At 36.8% G+C, this 15,711-nt stretch carries 23 protein-coding genes and 2 pseudogenes; 9 read left to right on the forward strand and 16 right to left on the reverse strand.

Annotation, left to right across the window (positions count from 1 at the left end):
• Nucleotide 1: 1 nt before the first annotated feature.
• Both CVFO_RS09545 and CVFO_RS07045 read left to right on the forward strand, forming a co-directional pair.
• A pseudogene (locus CVFO_RS09545) lies at nt 2–136 on the forward strand (DUF1924 domain-containing protein); the annotation flags it as partial.
• A 10-nt stretch (nt 137–146) separates the two neighbouring features.
• Complete coding sequence (locus CVFO_RS07045; RefSeq protein ID WP_201339332.1) at nt 147–473, forward strand: hypothetical protein; 327 nt, start codon at nt 147–149, stop codon at nt 471–473.
• Nucleotides 474–711: 238 nt separating this feature from the next.
• Here CVFO_RS07045 and CVFO_RS07055 read toward each other — a convergent pair whose 3' ends face one another.
• The 16 genes and pseudogenes from CVFO_RS07055 to CVFO_RS07135 all read right to left on the reverse strand — a co-directional run bounded on the left by CVFO_RS07055 (nt 712) and on the right by CVFO_RS07135 (nt 11,689).
• Nucleotides 712–1,044, reverse strand: a complete 333-nt coding sequence (locus CVFO_RS07055) for a helix-turn-helix transcriptional regulator (RefSeq protein ID WP_225879242.1) — start codon at nt 1,042–1,044, stop codon at nt 712–714.
• Nucleotides 1,045–1,239: 195 nt separating this feature from the next.
• Complete coding sequence (gene trpB, locus CVFO_RS07060) at nt 1,240–2,445, reverse strand: tryptophan synthase subunit beta (RefSeq protein WP_201339335.1); 1,206 nt, start codon at nt 2,443–2,445, stop codon at nt 1,240–1,242.
• The gene (locus tag CVFO_RS07065) at nt 2,438–2,647 is read right to left on the reverse strand and encodes a hypothetical protein (protein ID WP_201339336.1); all 210 of its coding nucleotides are present in this window, start codon (nt 2,645–2,647) and stop codon (nt 2,438–2,440) included. Before CVFO_RS07065 ends, trpB begins: the two co-directional genes overlap by 8 nt.
• A 19-nt stretch (nt 2,648–2,666) precedes the next feature.
• Nucleotides 2,667–3,605, reverse strand: coding sequence for a Fic family protein (locus CVFO_RS07070; protein ID WP_201339337.1), 939 nt, complete (start codon nt 3,603–3,605; stop codon nt 2,667–2,669).
• Between the two features lie 74 nt (nt 3,606–3,679).
• On the reverse strand, nt 3,680–4,285 hold the full coding sequence (locus CVFO_RS07075; RefSeq protein ID WP_201339338.1) for a phosphoribosylanthranilate isomerase: 606 nt from the start codon (nt 4,283–4,285) through the stop codon (nt 3,680–3,682).
• Nucleotides 4,285–4,992: a hypothetical protein gene (locus CVFO_RS07080; RefSeq protein WP_201339339.1), complete on the reverse strand. Its 708-nt coding sequence runs from the start codon at nt 4,990–4,992 to the stop codon at nt 4,285–4,287. The genes CVFO_RS07075 and CVFO_RS07080 overlap by 1 nt, the downstream gene beginning before the upstream one ends.
• 10 nt (nt 4,993–5,002) lie before the next feature.
• Nucleotides 5,003–5,185, reverse strand: a complete 183-nt coding sequence (locus tag CVFO_RS07085; RefSeq protein ID WP_201339340.1) for a sulfur relay protein DsrC — start codon at nt 5,183–5,185, stop codon at nt 5,003–5,005.
• 110 nt (nt 5,186–5,295) lie between these two features.
• A complete protein-coding gene (locus CVFO_RS07090; RefSeq protein WP_225879243.1) occupies nt 5,296–5,544 on the reverse strand; it encodes a hypothetical protein in 249 nt (82 codons plus the stop codon).
• 351 nt (nt 5,545–5,895) lie between these two features.
• Nucleotides 5,896–6,258, reverse strand: a complete 363-nt coding sequence (locus tag CVFO_RS09245) for a TRM11 family SAM-dependent methyltransferase (RefSeq protein ID WP_342591007.1) — start codon at nt 6,256–6,258, stop codon at nt 5,896–5,898.
• The gene (locus CVFO_RS07100) at nt 6,236–6,460 is read right to left on the reverse strand and encodes a hypothetical protein (RefSeq protein ID WP_201339342.1); all 225 of its coding nucleotides are present in this window, start codon (nt 6,458–6,460) and stop codon (nt 6,236–6,238) included. The genes CVFO_RS09245 and CVFO_RS07100 overlap by 23 nt, the downstream gene beginning before the upstream one ends.
• Nucleotides 6,461–6,462: 2 nt before the next feature.
• Nucleotides 6,463–7,368 carry a type II restriction endonuclease gene (locus CVFO_RS07105; protein WP_201339343.1) on the reverse strand — a complete coding sequence of 302 codons (906 nt, stop codon included), beginning with the start codon at nt 7,366–7,368 and terminating at the stop codon, nt 6,463–6,465.
• Nucleotides 7,355–7,630, reverse strand: coding sequence for a hypothetical protein (locus tag CVFO_RS07110; RefSeq protein ID WP_225879244.1), 276 nt, complete (start codon nt 7,628–7,630; stop codon nt 7,355–7,357). Before CVFO_RS07110 ends, CVFO_RS07105 begins: the two co-directional genes overlap by 14 nt.
• 20 nt (nt 7,631–7,650) lie before the next feature.
• A pseudogene (locus CVFO_RS08860) lies at nt 7,651–8,424 on the reverse strand (DNA adenine methylase).
• Between the two features lie 55 nt (nt 8,425–8,479).
• A complete protein-coding gene (gene topA, locus CVFO_RS07125) occupies nt 8,480–10,816 on the reverse strand; it encodes a type I DNA topoisomerase (RefSeq protein ID WP_201339346.1) in 2,337 nt (778 codons plus the stop codon).
• Nucleotides 10,816–11,307, reverse strand: coding sequence for a Smg family protein (locus tag CVFO_RS07130; RefSeq protein WP_201339347.1), 492 nt, complete (start codon nt 11,305–11,307; stop codon nt 10,816–10,818). Before CVFO_RS07130 ends, topA begins: the two co-directional genes overlap by 1 nt.
• A 7-nt stretch (nt 11,308–11,314) precedes the next feature.
• Nucleotides 11,315–11,689 carry a DprA-like winged helix domain-containing protein gene (locus tag CVFO_RS07135; RefSeq protein WP_201339348.1) on the reverse strand — a complete coding sequence of 125 codons (375 nt, stop codon included), beginning with the start codon at nt 11,687–11,689 and terminating at the stop codon, nt 11,315–11,317.
• A gap of 86 nt (nt 11,690–11,775) precedes the next feature.
• On the opposite strand from CVFO_RS07135, the gene rpmH reads away from it, so the two are divergent.
• From rpmH to CVFO_RS08865, 7 genes are read left to right on the forward strand one after another with little or no spacing between them, the layout of a single operon-like run.
• On the forward strand, nt 11,776–11,916 hold the full coding sequence (rpmH, locus tag CVFO_RS07140) for a 50S ribosomal protein L34 (protein WP_201339349.1): 141 nt from the start codon (nt 11,776–11,778) through the stop codon (nt 11,914–11,916).
• Nucleotides 11,917–11,925: 9 nt separating this feature from the next.
• The gene (gene rnpA / locus CVFO_RS07145; protein WP_201339350.1) at nt 11,926–12,267 is read left to right on the forward strand and encodes a ribonuclease P protein component; all 342 of its coding nucleotides are present in this window, start codon (nt 11,926–11,928) and stop codon (nt 12,265–12,267) included.
• Nucleotides 12,267–12,482, forward strand: coding sequence for a membrane protein insertion efficiency factor YidD (gene yidD / locus CVFO_RS07150; RefSeq protein ID WP_201339351.1), 216 nt, complete (start codon nt 12,267–12,269; stop codon nt 12,480–12,482). Before rnpA ends, yidD begins: the two co-directional genes overlap by 1 nt.
• Nucleotides 12,483–12,510: 28 nt before the next feature.
• On the forward strand, nt 12,511–14,136 hold the full coding sequence (yidC, locus tag CVFO_RS07155; RefSeq protein ID WP_201339352.1) for a membrane protein insertase YidC: 1,626 nt from the start codon (nt 12,511–12,513) through the stop codon (nt 14,134–14,136).
• A gap of 8 nt (nt 14,137–14,144) precedes the next feature.
• Nucleotides 14,145–15,005 carry a TauD/TfdA family dioxygenase gene (locus CVFO_RS07160; protein WP_201339353.1) on the forward strand — a complete coding sequence of 287 codons (861 nt, stop codon included), beginning with the start codon at nt 14,145–14,147 and terminating at the stop codon, nt 15,003–15,005.
• A 15-nt stretch (nt 15,006–15,020) separates the two neighbouring features.
• Nucleotides 15,021–15,545 (forward strand): 1,6-anhydro-N-acetylmuramyl-L-alanine amidase AmpD, encoded by a 525-nt coding sequence (ampD, locus tag CVFO_RS07165; protein ID WP_201339354.1) that lies wholly within the window; start codon nt 15,021–15,023, stop codon nt 15,543–15,545.
• The gene (locus tag CVFO_RS08865) at nt 15,532–15,684 is read left to right on the forward strand and encodes a hypothetical protein (protein ID WP_225879245.1); all 153 of its coding nucleotides are present in this window, start codon (nt 15,532–15,534) and stop codon (nt 15,682–15,684) included. The genes ampD and CVFO_RS08865 overlap by 14 nt, the downstream gene beginning before the upstream one ends.
• The last annotated feature ends 27 nt before the right edge of the window (nt 15,685–15,711 follow it).

Consider the following 15,711-nt stretch of genomic DNA (forward strand, 5'->3'; position numbering starts at 1 on the left):
AAAATCAACCAAAAAAAGATTAACTAACATCAAAAAAATAAACAAGTGGTTAAAGAGAAACTGCAAATTTACCTATAAAGGAGTGTGCACAGCAGTAGAAAAAGTTAATTTTATAGAATTTATTAGAAAAAACTAAGGAGAAAATTATGTTTAAAAAATACTTAGCAATTACGTCATTATTCGCCATATCTTTTTATTCACTTTATAGCCAAGCAGATAATATTTTTAGTAACTTTTTTGGCAAAGAGCTAGATGTTGTTGCTCCAGTTAAGAATTCATTGTATTTAGAAGAATGTGGCGCTTGTCACTTTCCTTATCACCCTGGGTTATTGCCAGCCAGATCTTGGCAGAAAATGATGGGTAACTCATCATTACAAGACCACTTTGGTGAAGATATCGTATTTGATGAACAGCAGGTAAGAAAACAACTACCTAACTATATGATTACTAACGCAGCTGAATGCACCATTTAAGCGTTCACGTAAAATCATGAAGTCCCTATCATATGATGATGTACCATTGAGCATATTAAAAACACCTTACATGCGTAGAAAGCATAGCGATATACCCAAAAAATTGATTGCCCAGCCAAAAAGTAGGGACGCTCTCAAGCTGTGAAGCATGCCATAAACAAGCCTCAAAAGGTAATTATGATGACGATCAGATCCGCATACCTAATGCTAATTTTTATTGGCAATTACAACATGATGATTAGAACAGACTTTTCACTGCAAAATAGGCTGATAGTTCGTGTCGACCTTTTAAATTAGATTTTTGATAAATAGTCGAGGCTTGTTGTTGGCGTATTGTTTTTTCCTTAGTGCCTCTTATTTGGCTAATTTCTTCGAGGCTTAAGCCTTTTAACAACAACAACAATGCCACCTCTTGTTCAGATTTACTTAAAGACCACTCTTTAAATTGAATTTCTAGAACTTTAAATAACTCATTCTTAAAAATTTTAATTTGTTTGGAATAGGTTTTTTTATCCTTGTTTGCTTGTTGCAAATCCTGTTGCAAATCCTGCGTGTAACGGCTATTAATCACAATTTCATGCCAAAACAATATAGATTGCAATAATACACAAAAAAGCAATAATACCTTCGTGTAGCAAGTGCATAAGGCTATCACCCTCTATAATATCCTTAACAAATGGTATAGTATTTGAAAAAAAGATATAAATTAATGCTATCAAAACAATCTGCTTAGAGGGTACATTCTGAGTTTTTTGAGTCCTATTCATTAAAACTCAATGCCTTCAATTTGTGCAATGGTATGGATATCTTTATCACCACGACCTGAAAGGTTAATAATGATATGTTTATCTTTGCCTAATTCTTTTGCAAGCTTAATGCCATAAGCCACAGCGTGAGAAGATTCTAGTGCCGGCAAAATGCCTTCAATTTTGGTGAGCGTATGGAATGCCTCTAATGCCTCTTCATCAGTAATTGCCACGTATTGCACACGACCACTGTCTTTTAAATAGGCATGTTCTGGGCCAACACCAGGATAATCCAGACCTGCTGAAATTGAATGCCCCTCAATAATTTGCCCGTTTTCATCTTCCATTAAATAAGTGCGATTACCGTGTAAAACACCCACACTGCCTGCACAAAGTGGGGCAGCATGTGCAGTTGGACCTTTTTCTAAGCCATATCCTGCCGCCTCAACACCATAAATTTCAACTGAGGCGTCATCAATAAATGCATGGAACAAACCAATTGCATTTGAACCGCCACCCACACAAGCCACTAAAGCATCAGGCAAGCCACCCACTTGCGTGTTAAATTGTGCTTTTGCTTCTTTGCCAATAATGCTTTGAAAATCTCGCACCATCATTGGGTAAGGGTGCGGGCCTGCGACTGTACCAATAATATAAAAGGTATCATCAATATTTGTCACCCAATCGCGCATCGCTTCATTAAGTGAGTCTTTGAGTGTTTTTGAGCCTGAAGTAACTGGAATAACCGTGGCACCTAACAATTTCATGCGAAACACATTGAGTGCTTGGCGAGCCACATCCACCTCGCCCATATAAACTACACATTCTAGCCTCAAACGTGCTGCAACCGTTGCCGTTGCCACGCCATGCTGACCAGCACCTGTTTCAGCAATGATGCGTGTTTTACCCATGCGCTTAGCAAGTAGCGCTTGACCAATGGTGTTGTTAATTTTATGTGCACCCGTATGATTTAAATCTTCACGTTTAAGATAAATCTGGGCACCACCTAGCTTCTTACTTAAATTTTGTGCATGGTAAAGTGGCGTTTCACGACCTACATAATGCTTTAAATCCTGCTCAAACTCATGAATAAAATCCTTATCATCTTTATATTTAGCATAAGCATCTTTGAGTTCAGTAACGGCTGTCATGAGTGTTTCTGCAATGAAAACACCACCATATTGCTCAAAATGACCTTTATCGTCTGGTAAATTGTAATTACTCATATTTTGGGAATGGTTTTTTTAATAATTGTAAATAGGACTTAAAAGCGAAAAGACGATTACGCTTGTTGCCCGTTAACTCATTTAAAACATCAACTCTAACCAAATCATCAACGATATTTTTAGCAGTTGTTGCAGACACTGATAACTCTATCTTAACATCTTCCACCCTGACAAATGGGGTTTCAAATAATTTTTCAAACATTTTTATATTATTGACCGACCTAGGAGCCAGTTTTTTCTTGAATTTTTTCACTCAGGCTTTCCTTAGGCTCTAAAGTTTCTATTAAAACGCCAACACTATGTTTGGTCGTTATTTCCACACCCTTAAGGAAAAATAATAACCAGCCCAACAAGTCATCCTTCATTCTAACTTGCATCAGCCTTTGATAGTATTCATCCTTATTAGCTTCAAAAAATGCTGACATATAAAGCAAGGGCTTTGATAAGAGTTTTTTATCAACTAAATATAGTGGTATTAGCATTCTACCAATTCTACCATTACCATCACAAAAAGGATGAATGGTCTCAAATTGATAATGAATAATAGCAATTTTTATTATTTTTGGAATGGCGATTTTATTATTTAGAAATTTTTCTAAATCTGACATCAGTTCATATACATCGTCTTGATGCGGTGGAATAAAATCAGCATTCTGAATACTACTTCCACCAATCCAATTTTGTGAAGTACGAAACTCTCCTGATAGTTTTTGCTTGCCCCTTCCTGATGATAGTAGTGTTGCATGTGCCTGTTGAATTAAACGCATGCAAATTGGTAGTTTATTTAGATTATTAATGGCACTTCGCACTGCGTTTATATAAAGAGTGACTTCGAGCCAATCATCTCTTTGCTCTATTTTAATGCCCTCCTCTTTTTTAAATGAATCCTCAATTTCAGTTTGTGTGCCTTCTATTTTGCTAGATAAAGTTGCCTCATTACTTATAAAACTCATGATAAACAAATCAATATTCGGCACCAATCTTGTCATAGCATTCAATTCACCTAACAAATGGATAGATTTTTCTAACTGTACTTGTAAATTATTATTGCCAACTTCAAATGTGTGATTGATGCCGTTTGGCAAAAAGCATTGATACTCATGATGTTTTCCATTATTTTTAGATTGAAAGACGCCCGCCTTAAATTTTGATATCTTCATGCTTAATATTTAGTACAAAAAGTGTAATAAATAAATCTATATTTTACTTTTTAAGGAAAAGTGAAATAAATCTATTATCTCATATTAGCTAAAAATTGTTTAATCTTGTTAATATCTTTAATACCTTTTGCACTTTCAACACCACTTGACACATCAACTGCATAAGGGTGCACTTGGTTAATAGCATCAGCCACCGTATTAGGGTTAAGCCCGCCCGCTAAAATAATAGGCAAATTAATATCAACCTTAGCCAAGTGCCAATCAAAATTCTCACCTGTACCGCCATAAATATCTTTGTTAAACGCATCCAATAACAAACCACTAGCCTGATGATACTCATCTGCCATTTTGGTGATATTAGTCTGCACATTCACACGCAACGCCTTAATAAACGGCATGGCATATTGGACGCACTCATGCGCTGTCTCATCGCCATGAAATTGCAAAGTATCCAGTGGCACTTCACACAATACCTCGTCAATAAAGTGAGCGTCCGCATTTACAAACAAGCCCACACGATTCACAAAGGGTGGCAATGCACTGACAATATCAATCGCAGTCTCTATATCAACACAACGCGGGGATTTGCCATAAAACACCAAGCCAATTGCATCAATACCAAGCATGGCAGCTTGATTAGCATTATCTGCATTGGTGAATCCACAAACCTTAATTTTCATTACTTACCTTCAGCGTCTAATTTTGCTTTAATCTTATCTCTATCAACCCACCAATCATCAGCCACTAACTGATCAACAGCGCCTGAAAGTTTTTTCAAAAACACTTCTGGCTTGTCTAGTTGTAAGGTTTTACGCCATAAATCAAACGTTGACTGATCAGTCACATGCGAATGCTCATCCGCAACAGATGCCATCATTTGTGAGGCGAAAAAAGTTAAATCATCATCCACACCACAGCGCATAGAAGTAATATAATGCGCCGTTGCAGCAGCAATGGCACGAGTATCTGCCTCTTTTGGCAACTCCTCAACCAAATGTTGTAGCATTGCAACAGTCAATTCTGGGTCAATTGGAAAAGTCACGCCTAACCACAACGCATGACCTAATGCCTTCAAAGCATCTGGCCCTTCGGATAAAAACATCACATCACAGGCCTCAACTGCCAATTCCCAAAGCTCATTATCTCTCGCGATATCAAAAGCACTAAAGGCCTTTTCCCAAGCATCTGAACCCTTATAACGCTCAACTTGAATCCTGCCAATCTCTAATAAATTCTTAATTTGTTCCTCAGCAGGCGTATCCTCAGTTTGCGCTTGGATTTGTTTTTCAAAATAATCTAGCCTGGACTGAAGCTGCTCTTCATTGGCATATAAATCCTCACCACCCTCAGCATCAAAAATCTGCTCTTTATTTAAGTATTTTCCCATCAGCTATCTCCTAATAAAAGGCCGCTTCTAAGCGGTCCTCCCAATTATCAGGCACATCCACATAATCAGGCTTCACATCCATCCTAAAAAACCGCTCATCAGATCCCTTAGACACCTGTTTCAAAACCACAACCAACGCCTCAAAATTCTCCACTTGAGGATTGGCAATAATCACTTCACTTAACAATAACATAATCTTTTAGTTGTAAAAATCTAGCATTTTACCGCACATTCGCATCAACATCTTTATGCTCAATCTTGGTCAAAATACGTAAAGACTTTAATTGTATGGTGTTTTTTAATTCAGCATGTCATGGACTCTAATTGATCAGTATATGTATCGCTAAAGAATGTCCAATTTTCTTTAAAATTATTTTCTTCTAATGCATAAGTTAAATTTCTCAACAAGCCTTTACCAAATGCAACACCGCCTAAACACACTACACTATTTTCTTGGCAAAATTTCTCGATAAAAACTTCCACACGCCTTGCTTGTGGGGTGAACTGCTGTTGCGTCTGTGGTTTCTTTATCTTTCGTTCTACTAGCACCATTCAAACAAACAATTTGATAATCATACATAACACACTCCTTTTAATTATTTTTCAAAACCATCATACTTTCTTAAATACAAACAAATGCTCATGTTTAATTAACAAAAAATTATAATCTTTACTTTTATTAACCCAAAAGCTAGTTGCCTTGCAATTATGCTGATGTTTGATAATATCTTCTTTTAATTCAAACCCCGCATTAAAAAATCTTTGCATGACCTTAAACGCCAAAGGCTGGCACATTTTATTACGCCTAGTATCCCAACTAAAATAGCACAGTATTTACCACGCTTCAACACCCGATAAAATTCTTTTGCAGCTTTTTCCATCTCATCACAAAACACATCAAAATTATGAATATATGGACAAATCCCTACTATCGTTAATTCTTATTTTTATAGTTGGATTAAATTCACTCTCAAAATCAAGCGCAGTTTCTGTAATTTGGATTGCGTTTGGATTTATATCTAACGCCAATAAATTCCTATTTAATAGTTTGCACTCTATAGCAGTTGTGCCACCACCAATCATAGGGTCAAGTAAATAATCACCTTGTTTTGAATACCTTAAAATTAAATTTCTAACAACTTCTGGCGCCCAATTCCCCCTATATGTGCTTTTATGGGTTGCCCAATTCCCACGCCGAGGAAAACTCCATACTGTGGCACATTCTTGTTCAAAACCCTCAGGATTAAGTTTTTTTATTTTTGGCATCGTTCAAGTAGTCTCTATGTTTCAAAGTAGCAGATACTTCTAACTCTAAATAATCCAAAATCTTTTTTAAAGTCTTGTTATTTAGATTATAGCTTTTGATTGCTTGATAAAAATGCGCCCTTTCAAGTCCTAACGCCTTATAAACTTCACTAGGTTTCACGTCTCTTTTTATCAATTCAATCTTAATATCTTTCTCAAACATGATTATAACCTAATTTTTATTATTGTAAATAAAATAATATACAAAAGATATAAAATTAAATACAACATATTTAAATTGATAACATGGTCATTGTGATTAAAAGTTTCTTCCAAAGGGTTGAGCGCTGTCAACCACCCCCTACCATCAGTAATCCAATTAAAATTTAAACCTTGTGATTTAACAAAATCATTCAATGCTTGATATTCACCCGCAGTTGCTTTTAATTTAGATCCGCCGCCATAATAATTGACTTCAATTAGATATAATTTTCTATTCTGTTCATTATATAAGGCAAAATCAAATCGACGATTATTTTTATCAATTCTAATTTCATAATCAAACATTGCTTTAATGCTTGCTTGTGTTGCTTGTTCTATGTAGCTAAAATTGTTATTTTCACTACAAAAATCTTGCAAATATTGAGATACAATACCCTCCATTAATTTGCCCGTTCTACCCTTCCTTGCATTGGTATCAAAACCAACCTCTACACCAAAACAATAATCTACTAAATTTTTAACGTGTTTATTTATAAAAATTTCTTTTAAACCGCTTTCATTAAAAAAGATCAACAACTCTTTTTTAATTTTTTCATCAATAGCGTTATAGAAAATATACGACTTATTCTCAGAGATTAATTCATCCACATCTGAAACAATCGGTGTATCTTGAAGCTTATTTTTTCTAGTAGCGATTAAAAGCGGTAATGCCTTCCTGATATTTGGATATTGTTTTATCAATGATATAAACTCACTTTCTATATCGTCTTTCCCAATCAAACTATTTAAAATATTAAGTTCCACATCGACTTTTGCAACATTTAATTTGACCTTGCTAAAGTCTGTGAAATAACTCCATGTAAATATTGAGTCTTGGAATGTAGTTTTTAAATCATTAAAATCGTACATTTTCATCTATCTTATTTTTAAACATCGCCCTTCCAGAAAAACTCCAATAAGTTATGTCTTGCTCTATAAATAGCCATTTTATAGTCTTTAATAATGTTTCATATTCAACGCTGCCAATGTAGCAATTTTTTAATAGTGCAAATTTCCCATCTTTTAAAATTTTGCTAGGACCTTCACAATTGTAAATTTTCTCTACAGCCTCACCCATTAAAACAGAGTATTCTTGATTTTGCTGATTAATGGCTTGTAATTCTAAATACACACTGTCATGTCGTCTTGGGGTTATTGTTTCTCTTTTAGGGTTCTTTTCTGTTGGTGCTTTGAAACTGTACATTTTTTTTGATGTAGTTTTTTAAACATATCAAACAACTGTTTTTGTTTTTCGTCTAAAAAAGCATTTTTATCGTAAGCAGTAAAACTGACAGTTTCAGTCAGTGGATAGTAAGGCGGATCAAGGTAAACAAAATCATTTGAATTTGCGTTGTCTATTGTCTTATCAAACGATTGGTTAGTAATAACGGCATTTTGCAATGCCTCACGGGCATTTAAAATTACTTCTTTATCGGCAATATTTGGATTTTTATAACTGCCTATTGGCTATTGGCGCGTATTAAAATAACCTTTTGAGTTGACACGGTAAAGTCCGTTAAAATAAGTCTTATTAAGGTAAATAAATCGTGCAGCTCTCACTAATTCTGTCAGTGTTTTAAAAATATCCCGCCTATCTAGTTCTCTAGTTTGATAATAAAACTCTTTATTATGGCTGTTCTTATAATATTCTAATTCAGTTATTAGCTTTTTAGGGCTACTTTTAACCACACTATAGGCATTAATAAGTTCTGAATTTATATCAGAAAGATATGCCTTTTTACCTTTTAGCATCCCCCTTGAATAAAGTTTAAAAAATACCGCACCACCACCTAAAAATGGCTCATGATAGTTATTAAAATCAGTGGGAAATTTGTCAAATAATTGTGTTATTAACCCTCTTTTCCCGCCTGCCCATTTTAAAAATGGCTTGGCTTGAGATTGAAGGGTGTTTTTAGAGATTGGCATAATTCATAATTAAAAACTAAAAGACACAAAGTGTTTTTAATTTTAATTAAATACTCTACCTTTTGGTAACTTTTTTCTTAACTGTCTTCTTTTTGACTTTAGGCTTGAGTTTTCCAGTAACCGCTTTTTTACATTCTTCAAGAGTTAGGTCTGCCGGGGCTTTATCGCCGAAGACTTTTTTGATGGTGATGTTTTTTTGACCTTTGCTTTTTTTCTTGCCGTTCCAAATGTAGGGGCCAAAACGGCCGTTGAGGACTTGGATGTCGGAGTCATCGAAGGCTTTGATGATGCGTTCGGCGTCGAATTTTTCTTTAGCTTTAATGAGTTCTAGTGCTTTTTCTAAGCTGACTTCTTCTGGGGTATCTTCCTTGAGTGCGACGTATTTCTTGCCATATTGGATATAGGGACCAAAGCGACCATAGTTGGCTTTAATGGTGCCAAAATCATCAGTCTCGCCGACGGTGCGAGGCATGTTAAATAATTCTAAAGCCTCATCAAGAGTAATGCTTTCAATGTCTAATGAGCCTCTGAGTGAGGCAAAGGCTGGCTTGTCTTTGTCGTCTTTATGGCCGATTTGGGCAAAAGCACCGTATCTGCCGAAACGCACGCTAACAGGTTTGCCACTTTTTGGGTCTGTGCCGAGTTCGCGCATGCCGTGGGTTTCTTCTCTGGAAATGTCAGCAGCGTCTTCAATTTTTTGATGAAAAGGGGTGTAAAAATTCTTAACTACGCCTTGCCACGGGACATTTTGTGTGGCAATGGTGTCAAAATCACTTTCAAGTTTGGCAGTGAATTTATAATCAATGATGTTGTCAAAATATTTGACTAGAAAATCGGTGAGTAAATAGGCAACATTGGTTGGGAACAATTTGTTTTTTTCAGCGCCTGTTACTTCGCTTGGCTGTGATTGAATGACCTGGTTGTCTTTGATTTCAATCAGTTGATACGCACGTTCAACACCTTCTCTGGTCTCTTTTGTGACGTAATTTCTGTCTTGCACTGTCGATACCATAGTGGCGAATGTTGAAGGCCTACCGATACCCATTTCCTCAATTTTTTTCACTAGCGAAGCTTCAGTGTAGCGAGGTTTAGCTCTTGAAAAGCTCTCTCTGGCTTTAAAACTAGCCAAACTCAATATATCGCCTTTGTTTAAATCGGGCAATAATTTATCCTCTGACGATAGATAATCATAAACTCTTAAAAACCCTGGAAATGTCAATATTTCGCCATTAGCTAGGAATTTTTCCTCAAGCCCTGAAATGTTGATTTTTATTTGGGTTTTTTGTAATTGAGCGTCGCTCATTTGGCAAGCCAATGTGCGTTTGTAAATAAGGCTATATAATTTAGCAGCCTGATCTTCAATACCAAAAATACTAGGCTTGGTTAAATCAGTTGGGCGAATTGCCTCATGCGCTTCTTGTGCACCTGTATCTTTGGTTTTATATCGTCTTATGTGGTGATAGTCACTGCCAAATTCTTTTGCAATGACTTGACCGGCTGCCTCAATGGCTATTTCTGACAGCGTGAATGAATCAGTTCGCATGTAAGTAATAGAGCCTTCACGGTACAAATTTTGTGCCAAAGTCATGGTTTGCTTAACCGAAAAGCCTAATTTTTGAGAGGCTTCTTGTTGCAAGGTTGAGGTAATAAAGGGGGGCTTTGATGAGCGTTTAGAGGGTTTTTTCTCAGTTGATGCAACGGTTAAATTAGCCGATAAAAGCGCATTAGCAAAGGCTAATGCCTGCTCTTTAGATTCAAACTCTTTGCTCAGTTTAACCTCAGACATCTCGCCACCTTCACTCACCAACTCTGCTTTGACTTTGTAAGTAGAATTGGTAATATGTTGGCTAATTTCTCGCTCTCTTTCGACCACGAGGCGCATCACTGGGGATTGCACCCTGCCAGCAGAACGCGCGCCTGAAATCTTGCGCCATAGAACAGGCGATATTTCAAAACCTACCAATCTGTCAATAATGCGGCGTGCTTGTTGAGCATCTACCAACTGATAATCAACCGTTCTAGGCTTAACAATGGCGTTAGTAATAGCACTTTTGGTAATCTCATGAAAGACAATTCTTGGGGTGTCTTTGGGCAAATTGAGTGCTTCTAGTAAATGCCAAGCAATAGCCTCACCTTCGCGATCCTCGTCCGTTGCGAGATAGACTTTTTCTGCTACTTTTACGGCCTTGCGCAAATCAGCGACTACTTTTTTCTTATCCGTGGTAATTTCATAGGTGGGGATAAAATTGTTTTCAATGTCAATGCCCATGTTTTTCTTGGGCATGTCACGGATGTGACCAATACTAGATTTAACGCTAAAGTCCTTACCTAAAAACTTTCCAATGGTTTTAGCTTTGGCAGGGGACTCAACAATAACAAGATTTTTTGCCATTATTGAATGGTGTGATTGTCATCAAGAAACACGATGGATTCTAGCCATTGCGCTGATGTTTCGCCATCAACACTATTGCCTAATACCATCATCACTACCCATTTAAGATCTTCTAAAGAGATACTAGCATCGCCCAATGACATGATTTGATCAATAATCATCTCGCGCTGATTAGCATCTAGTTGGCCAATATTTTCCATAAACAGCAAAAAGCCTCTAGATTTAGTGCTGAGTTTTATTTTTTCAGACTCAGTATAAATACGCATACCGGCTTGATAAGTCGTCTTGAATGGCTTGATTTTGCCATCTTGAATGGTGGTGATGTTTTCTAGCCAACTAAGCACCTTATCAATGTGCATTGTATCAAATCCAATGTCTGAAAGATGTGCTCTTAACTCGGTATCATCAATTTCATGGGTAGAATCTTGCTCTGCCTCTTCAAAAAGATAATCAAACATATAAGTTAGAACATCAAGAATGTTATTTGTCATAAAAATCTCACTTAGTTAGTACGTAGCCTGATCCTGTCATTTTAGCCACCTTGTTTTCAAGCTCAAGTAATAAAAGCGCTTGGGTAATTATCTGTGGGCTAAGGTTGGTTTTTTCAACCAGCTTATCAACCGTCACCGCATTATAACTCAGACATTTTAATAGCATAGCATCTGTTTTATCTACATTTTTTGCATAAGTAGCTTCTTTTTTAAGTAAAACCGACAAGCCTAGCCCTTTGGGTAGCTCGGATAATATATCTTCAATATTGTCAGTTAGCTTAGAACCTTGCTTAATAAGTTGATGGTAGCCCTTTGATAATGGATTGTGAATTGAACTAGGTATTGTAGCATTTTTTAAATATGGGTATAAAAAACGATGCAATATTAACCCTTAACAAGACAACAAATATAAGGCTGTCGAATTAAGTCATGGTAAAATTGAGAGATTTTATCATAAAGATATTCATTATGAAGCAAAAGAGAACCTTTCAACCGAGTGTCATCAAACGTAAACGTACACACGGTTTCAGATCAAGAATGAGCACCAAATCAGGTCGTGCTGTGATTAATGCACGTAGAAAAAAAAGGCGTAAGCGTTTAGCAGCTTAGCTAATTTAAGTGTCCCTTAGGCTAACACACAACTTAAGAATTTTAAAACCCTTTGATTATAAAGCTATTTTTAATCATGGCAAAATGACCAAAGGGCGATACTGGCAAATCATCGCACGAAAAATTGACACACCCACACCACGCCTTGGACTTGCCATTGCAAAAAAAGTTCATAAATTAGCTGTTGATAGAAATAGAGCCAAAAGAATGGCACGCGAAACCTTTAGAACACATCAAAATGACTTAAATCATTGGGAGTTTGTAGTAATGGCAAGGCATTCAAAGCCCGCTAAAAACTCTATAATGACTGATGACTTGCTACATTTATTCAAAAAAATAACCACTCATTAATGCGTTACTTACTCTTAATGCCCATTAAATTTTACCAACTATTTATTAGCCCCTTATTGGGTTCTAATTGTCGTTTTCAGCCAACTTGCTCGCAGTATTCCTATGACGCAATCCAAGCGCATGGCTTTTTTAAGGGGCTTGGTCTTAGTTTAAAACGTATTGGTAAGTGTCATCCATGGCATGATGGTGGGTTTGATCCCGTACCAAAAAAATAATGCTACTCTTAAATTAATTAACAATCTTATGAACAACCAAAAATTCTTTCTCATTGCTGCTATTTTTTTAAGTATTTTTCTCTTATGGGACAAGTGGGAGGTAACACATGCAGTGGGTGCAAACGGTAATTTAATCAGCCAAACCAAAATTAAAAGTGCTAGTACGACAAACGATTCCTTAGCAAATCAGAACTTAGACGTGCCCAGTGTTACAAATCGTAATGCTGAATTAGACCTTCCTAATGCTGTTGCAAAAAATCAAGGCCCATTTACAACGGTCACAACAGATTTACTAACCTTAGAGATTAGCCACAAGGGTGGCACTATCCAAAATGCATGGCTTAATGATTATCCAATAGAGATTAATTCTGAGCAAAAGTTTCAGCTGCTTAGTGATAAAACTGGTGAAATATTCCAAGCACAAAGTGGTTTATTGCCGCAAGGACAAATGCCTACTCACCACTCAATATTTAGTTCAAAAAATAGCCACTATCAAATGGATGGTAATAGTTTGGTTGTGCCCTTTACTTGGCAAAGTGAGAATGGCATCAAAGTCACCAAGCGATATCACTTTAACAAAAACAGCTACGTGGTTGGCATTGATTACCAAGTAACCAATACTACTAACAATACATTAAACATAACTGGTTATACACAACTGGTTCGCAATGCGCTTGATCAATCCAACATGATGATGCCAACCTACACAGGTGGTGCAAGGTTTGATGACCAAGATGTGTATGAAAAAATAGAGTTTGAAGACTTTGGCGACCAGCCAAAAACCACCTCCAAAGGCGGTTGGATAGCAATGATTGAGCATTACTTTTTTGTAGCTGCAATCCCAGATGCAAACCAAACACATACTTATTCATCAAAGATTATCAATGGTGAGTATTTACTAACCGTTGTAAACCCAGAACTAGCAATAGCACCTGGTGCAACAGCCACGCTACCAAGCAGTAGCCTTTATATCGGACCTAAAGAGCAAGAACAAATTAACAATGTTGCGCCGGGCTTAGACAAAACTGTTGACTACGGCGTACTGTTTATTATTGCTAAGCCATTATCTGAGTTGCTTGGCTGGATTTATTCAATAATTCACTCCTGGGGTTATTCTATTATCGTCCTTACTTTGTTAATCAAATTGGCGTTTTATAAGCTCAGCGAAAAATCATACCGCTCAATGGCAGGCATGCGACAACTCGCCCCAAGATTGACAAAGCTTAAAGAGGCCTATGGTGATGACAAACAAAAACTGGGTCAAAAAACCATGGAATTATATAAAAAGGAAAAAATCAACCCTGCCTCTGGTTGTTTACCCATCTTGGTACAAATTCCTGTATTTATCTCACTTTACTGGGTACTATTAGAAATGGTTGAATTACGCCAAGCACCATTTTGGTATTTAACCGATTTATCAACCCAAGACCCTTACTACATATTGCCACTCATCATGGGTGTTTCGATGTTTGTTCAACAAAAACTAAACCCGCCGCCACCTGACCCAATGCAAGCAAAAATTATGATGGCATTGCCTTTTGTATTTACCATTTTCTTCCTATGGTTCCCGTCTGGATTGGTGCTTTATTGGGTGGTTAACAACATCTTATCAATCACCCAACAATGGGTGATTGATAAACGCATTAACGGCTAAAAATTATTATGTCCATTCTTAGCAATTTGGATGAATACAAACGTTGGCGAGATAACAAACTAGCAAATGCTAATACTAAGATTGAAACTTGTTTAATTGAAATTAGTAATCCTTTTGAACTCACACGCTCAGAAAAAGACAGGATTAAGCTTTTTTGCCAGCAAAACAATTTTGCCTTGTTTAACATTAAGCAACAAGACAACTACCCGCAAGCCATTATTGCCATTAATAAACAGCTTGGATTAATAGATTATGACCCACATTTATACGTCCAAGACCAAGGCTTAGCGCATATTACCCAAAGCGTAAAAAAAGACCAGGCAGAATTTATTCCCTACACTGATAAGGCCATCGGCTGGCACACAGACGGTTATTACAATACAATAGAGCAGCGCATACGTGCCTTTTCTTTGTTTTGTGTCACACCTGCAAGCCGTGGTGGAGAAAACCAATGGATTGATCAGCAAATGGTGTATTTACAACTAAGGGAGTCTAATCCAGATGTTGCTAAGGCGCTTACTCATACCCAAGCCATGAGTATACCCGAGCACGTTGTGAACGGCGTTGTCAGGCGTAAAACCTCCATAGGCGCCATTTTTTTTATTGATGAACCTAGCTCACAACTTTATATGCGCTATACGCAAAGAAAGAAAAACATCAAATTTTTAGATGCTCAAAAAGTTAAGCAAGCCATTACCATTTTAGATGCACATTTAAGCGCGACCACTGAATATCACTTTAGCCATACTATGACTGCTAATCAGGGCATGTTGTGCAACAACATCCTGCACAAGCGTTCTGGGTTTATTGACAATCCGCTCAATCCAAGATTGCTGCTCAGAGGTCGTTACTTTAATCGGTTAAATTAGGGTTATAATTGAGCGATGATTAACAGTCACCGACTTGAAAGCGCCAAGCAAATCAGCTCGCCAAACTTTAATAAAAGACCCAACCAAGCCATATCTTTGATTGTTATTCATAATATTTCACTACCGCCTGGCAAATTCAACAACAACCATATTGAAGATTTTTTTACCAATCAGCTTGATACCAATCAGCACCCTTATTTTAAAACCATTAAAGACCTGAAAGTATCCACGCACCTGTTGATTAAACGTAATGGCATGATCATTCAATTCGTACCTTTTAATCAGCGCGCTTGGCATGCAGGTGAATCAAACTATAAAGGCAAGCATAATTGTAATGATTTTTCTATCGGTATTGAGTTACAAGGAGATGACAATACACCGTATGAATCGGTACAATACGAAGTCTTAAATAAGGTAGTAGATTTATTAAAGTCTCATTATCCAATAAATGCCATCAAAGGTCATAGCGATATTTCTCCGATAAGAAAAACAGATCCTGGGCCTTATTTTAAGTGGAATAAACTACATGCAATTACTTGATAAATTAAACCAACAAGCCAAAAACATCAAACTGATTATTCTTGATGTAGATGGTGTATTAACAGATGGTGGCTTATACTTCTCTGACGAAGGTATGGGGCCTAAGCGCTTTAATTCGCTTGATGGGCTAGGCAATTAAACCACTCAAACAAAATGATATTGAAGC

Origin of the sequence: Isorropodon fossajaponicum endosymbiont JTNG4 (assembly GCF_016592615.1) — a bacterium.
Lineage (GTDB): Bacteria > Pseudomonadota > Gammaproteobacteria > PS1 > Pseudothioglobaceae > Ruthia.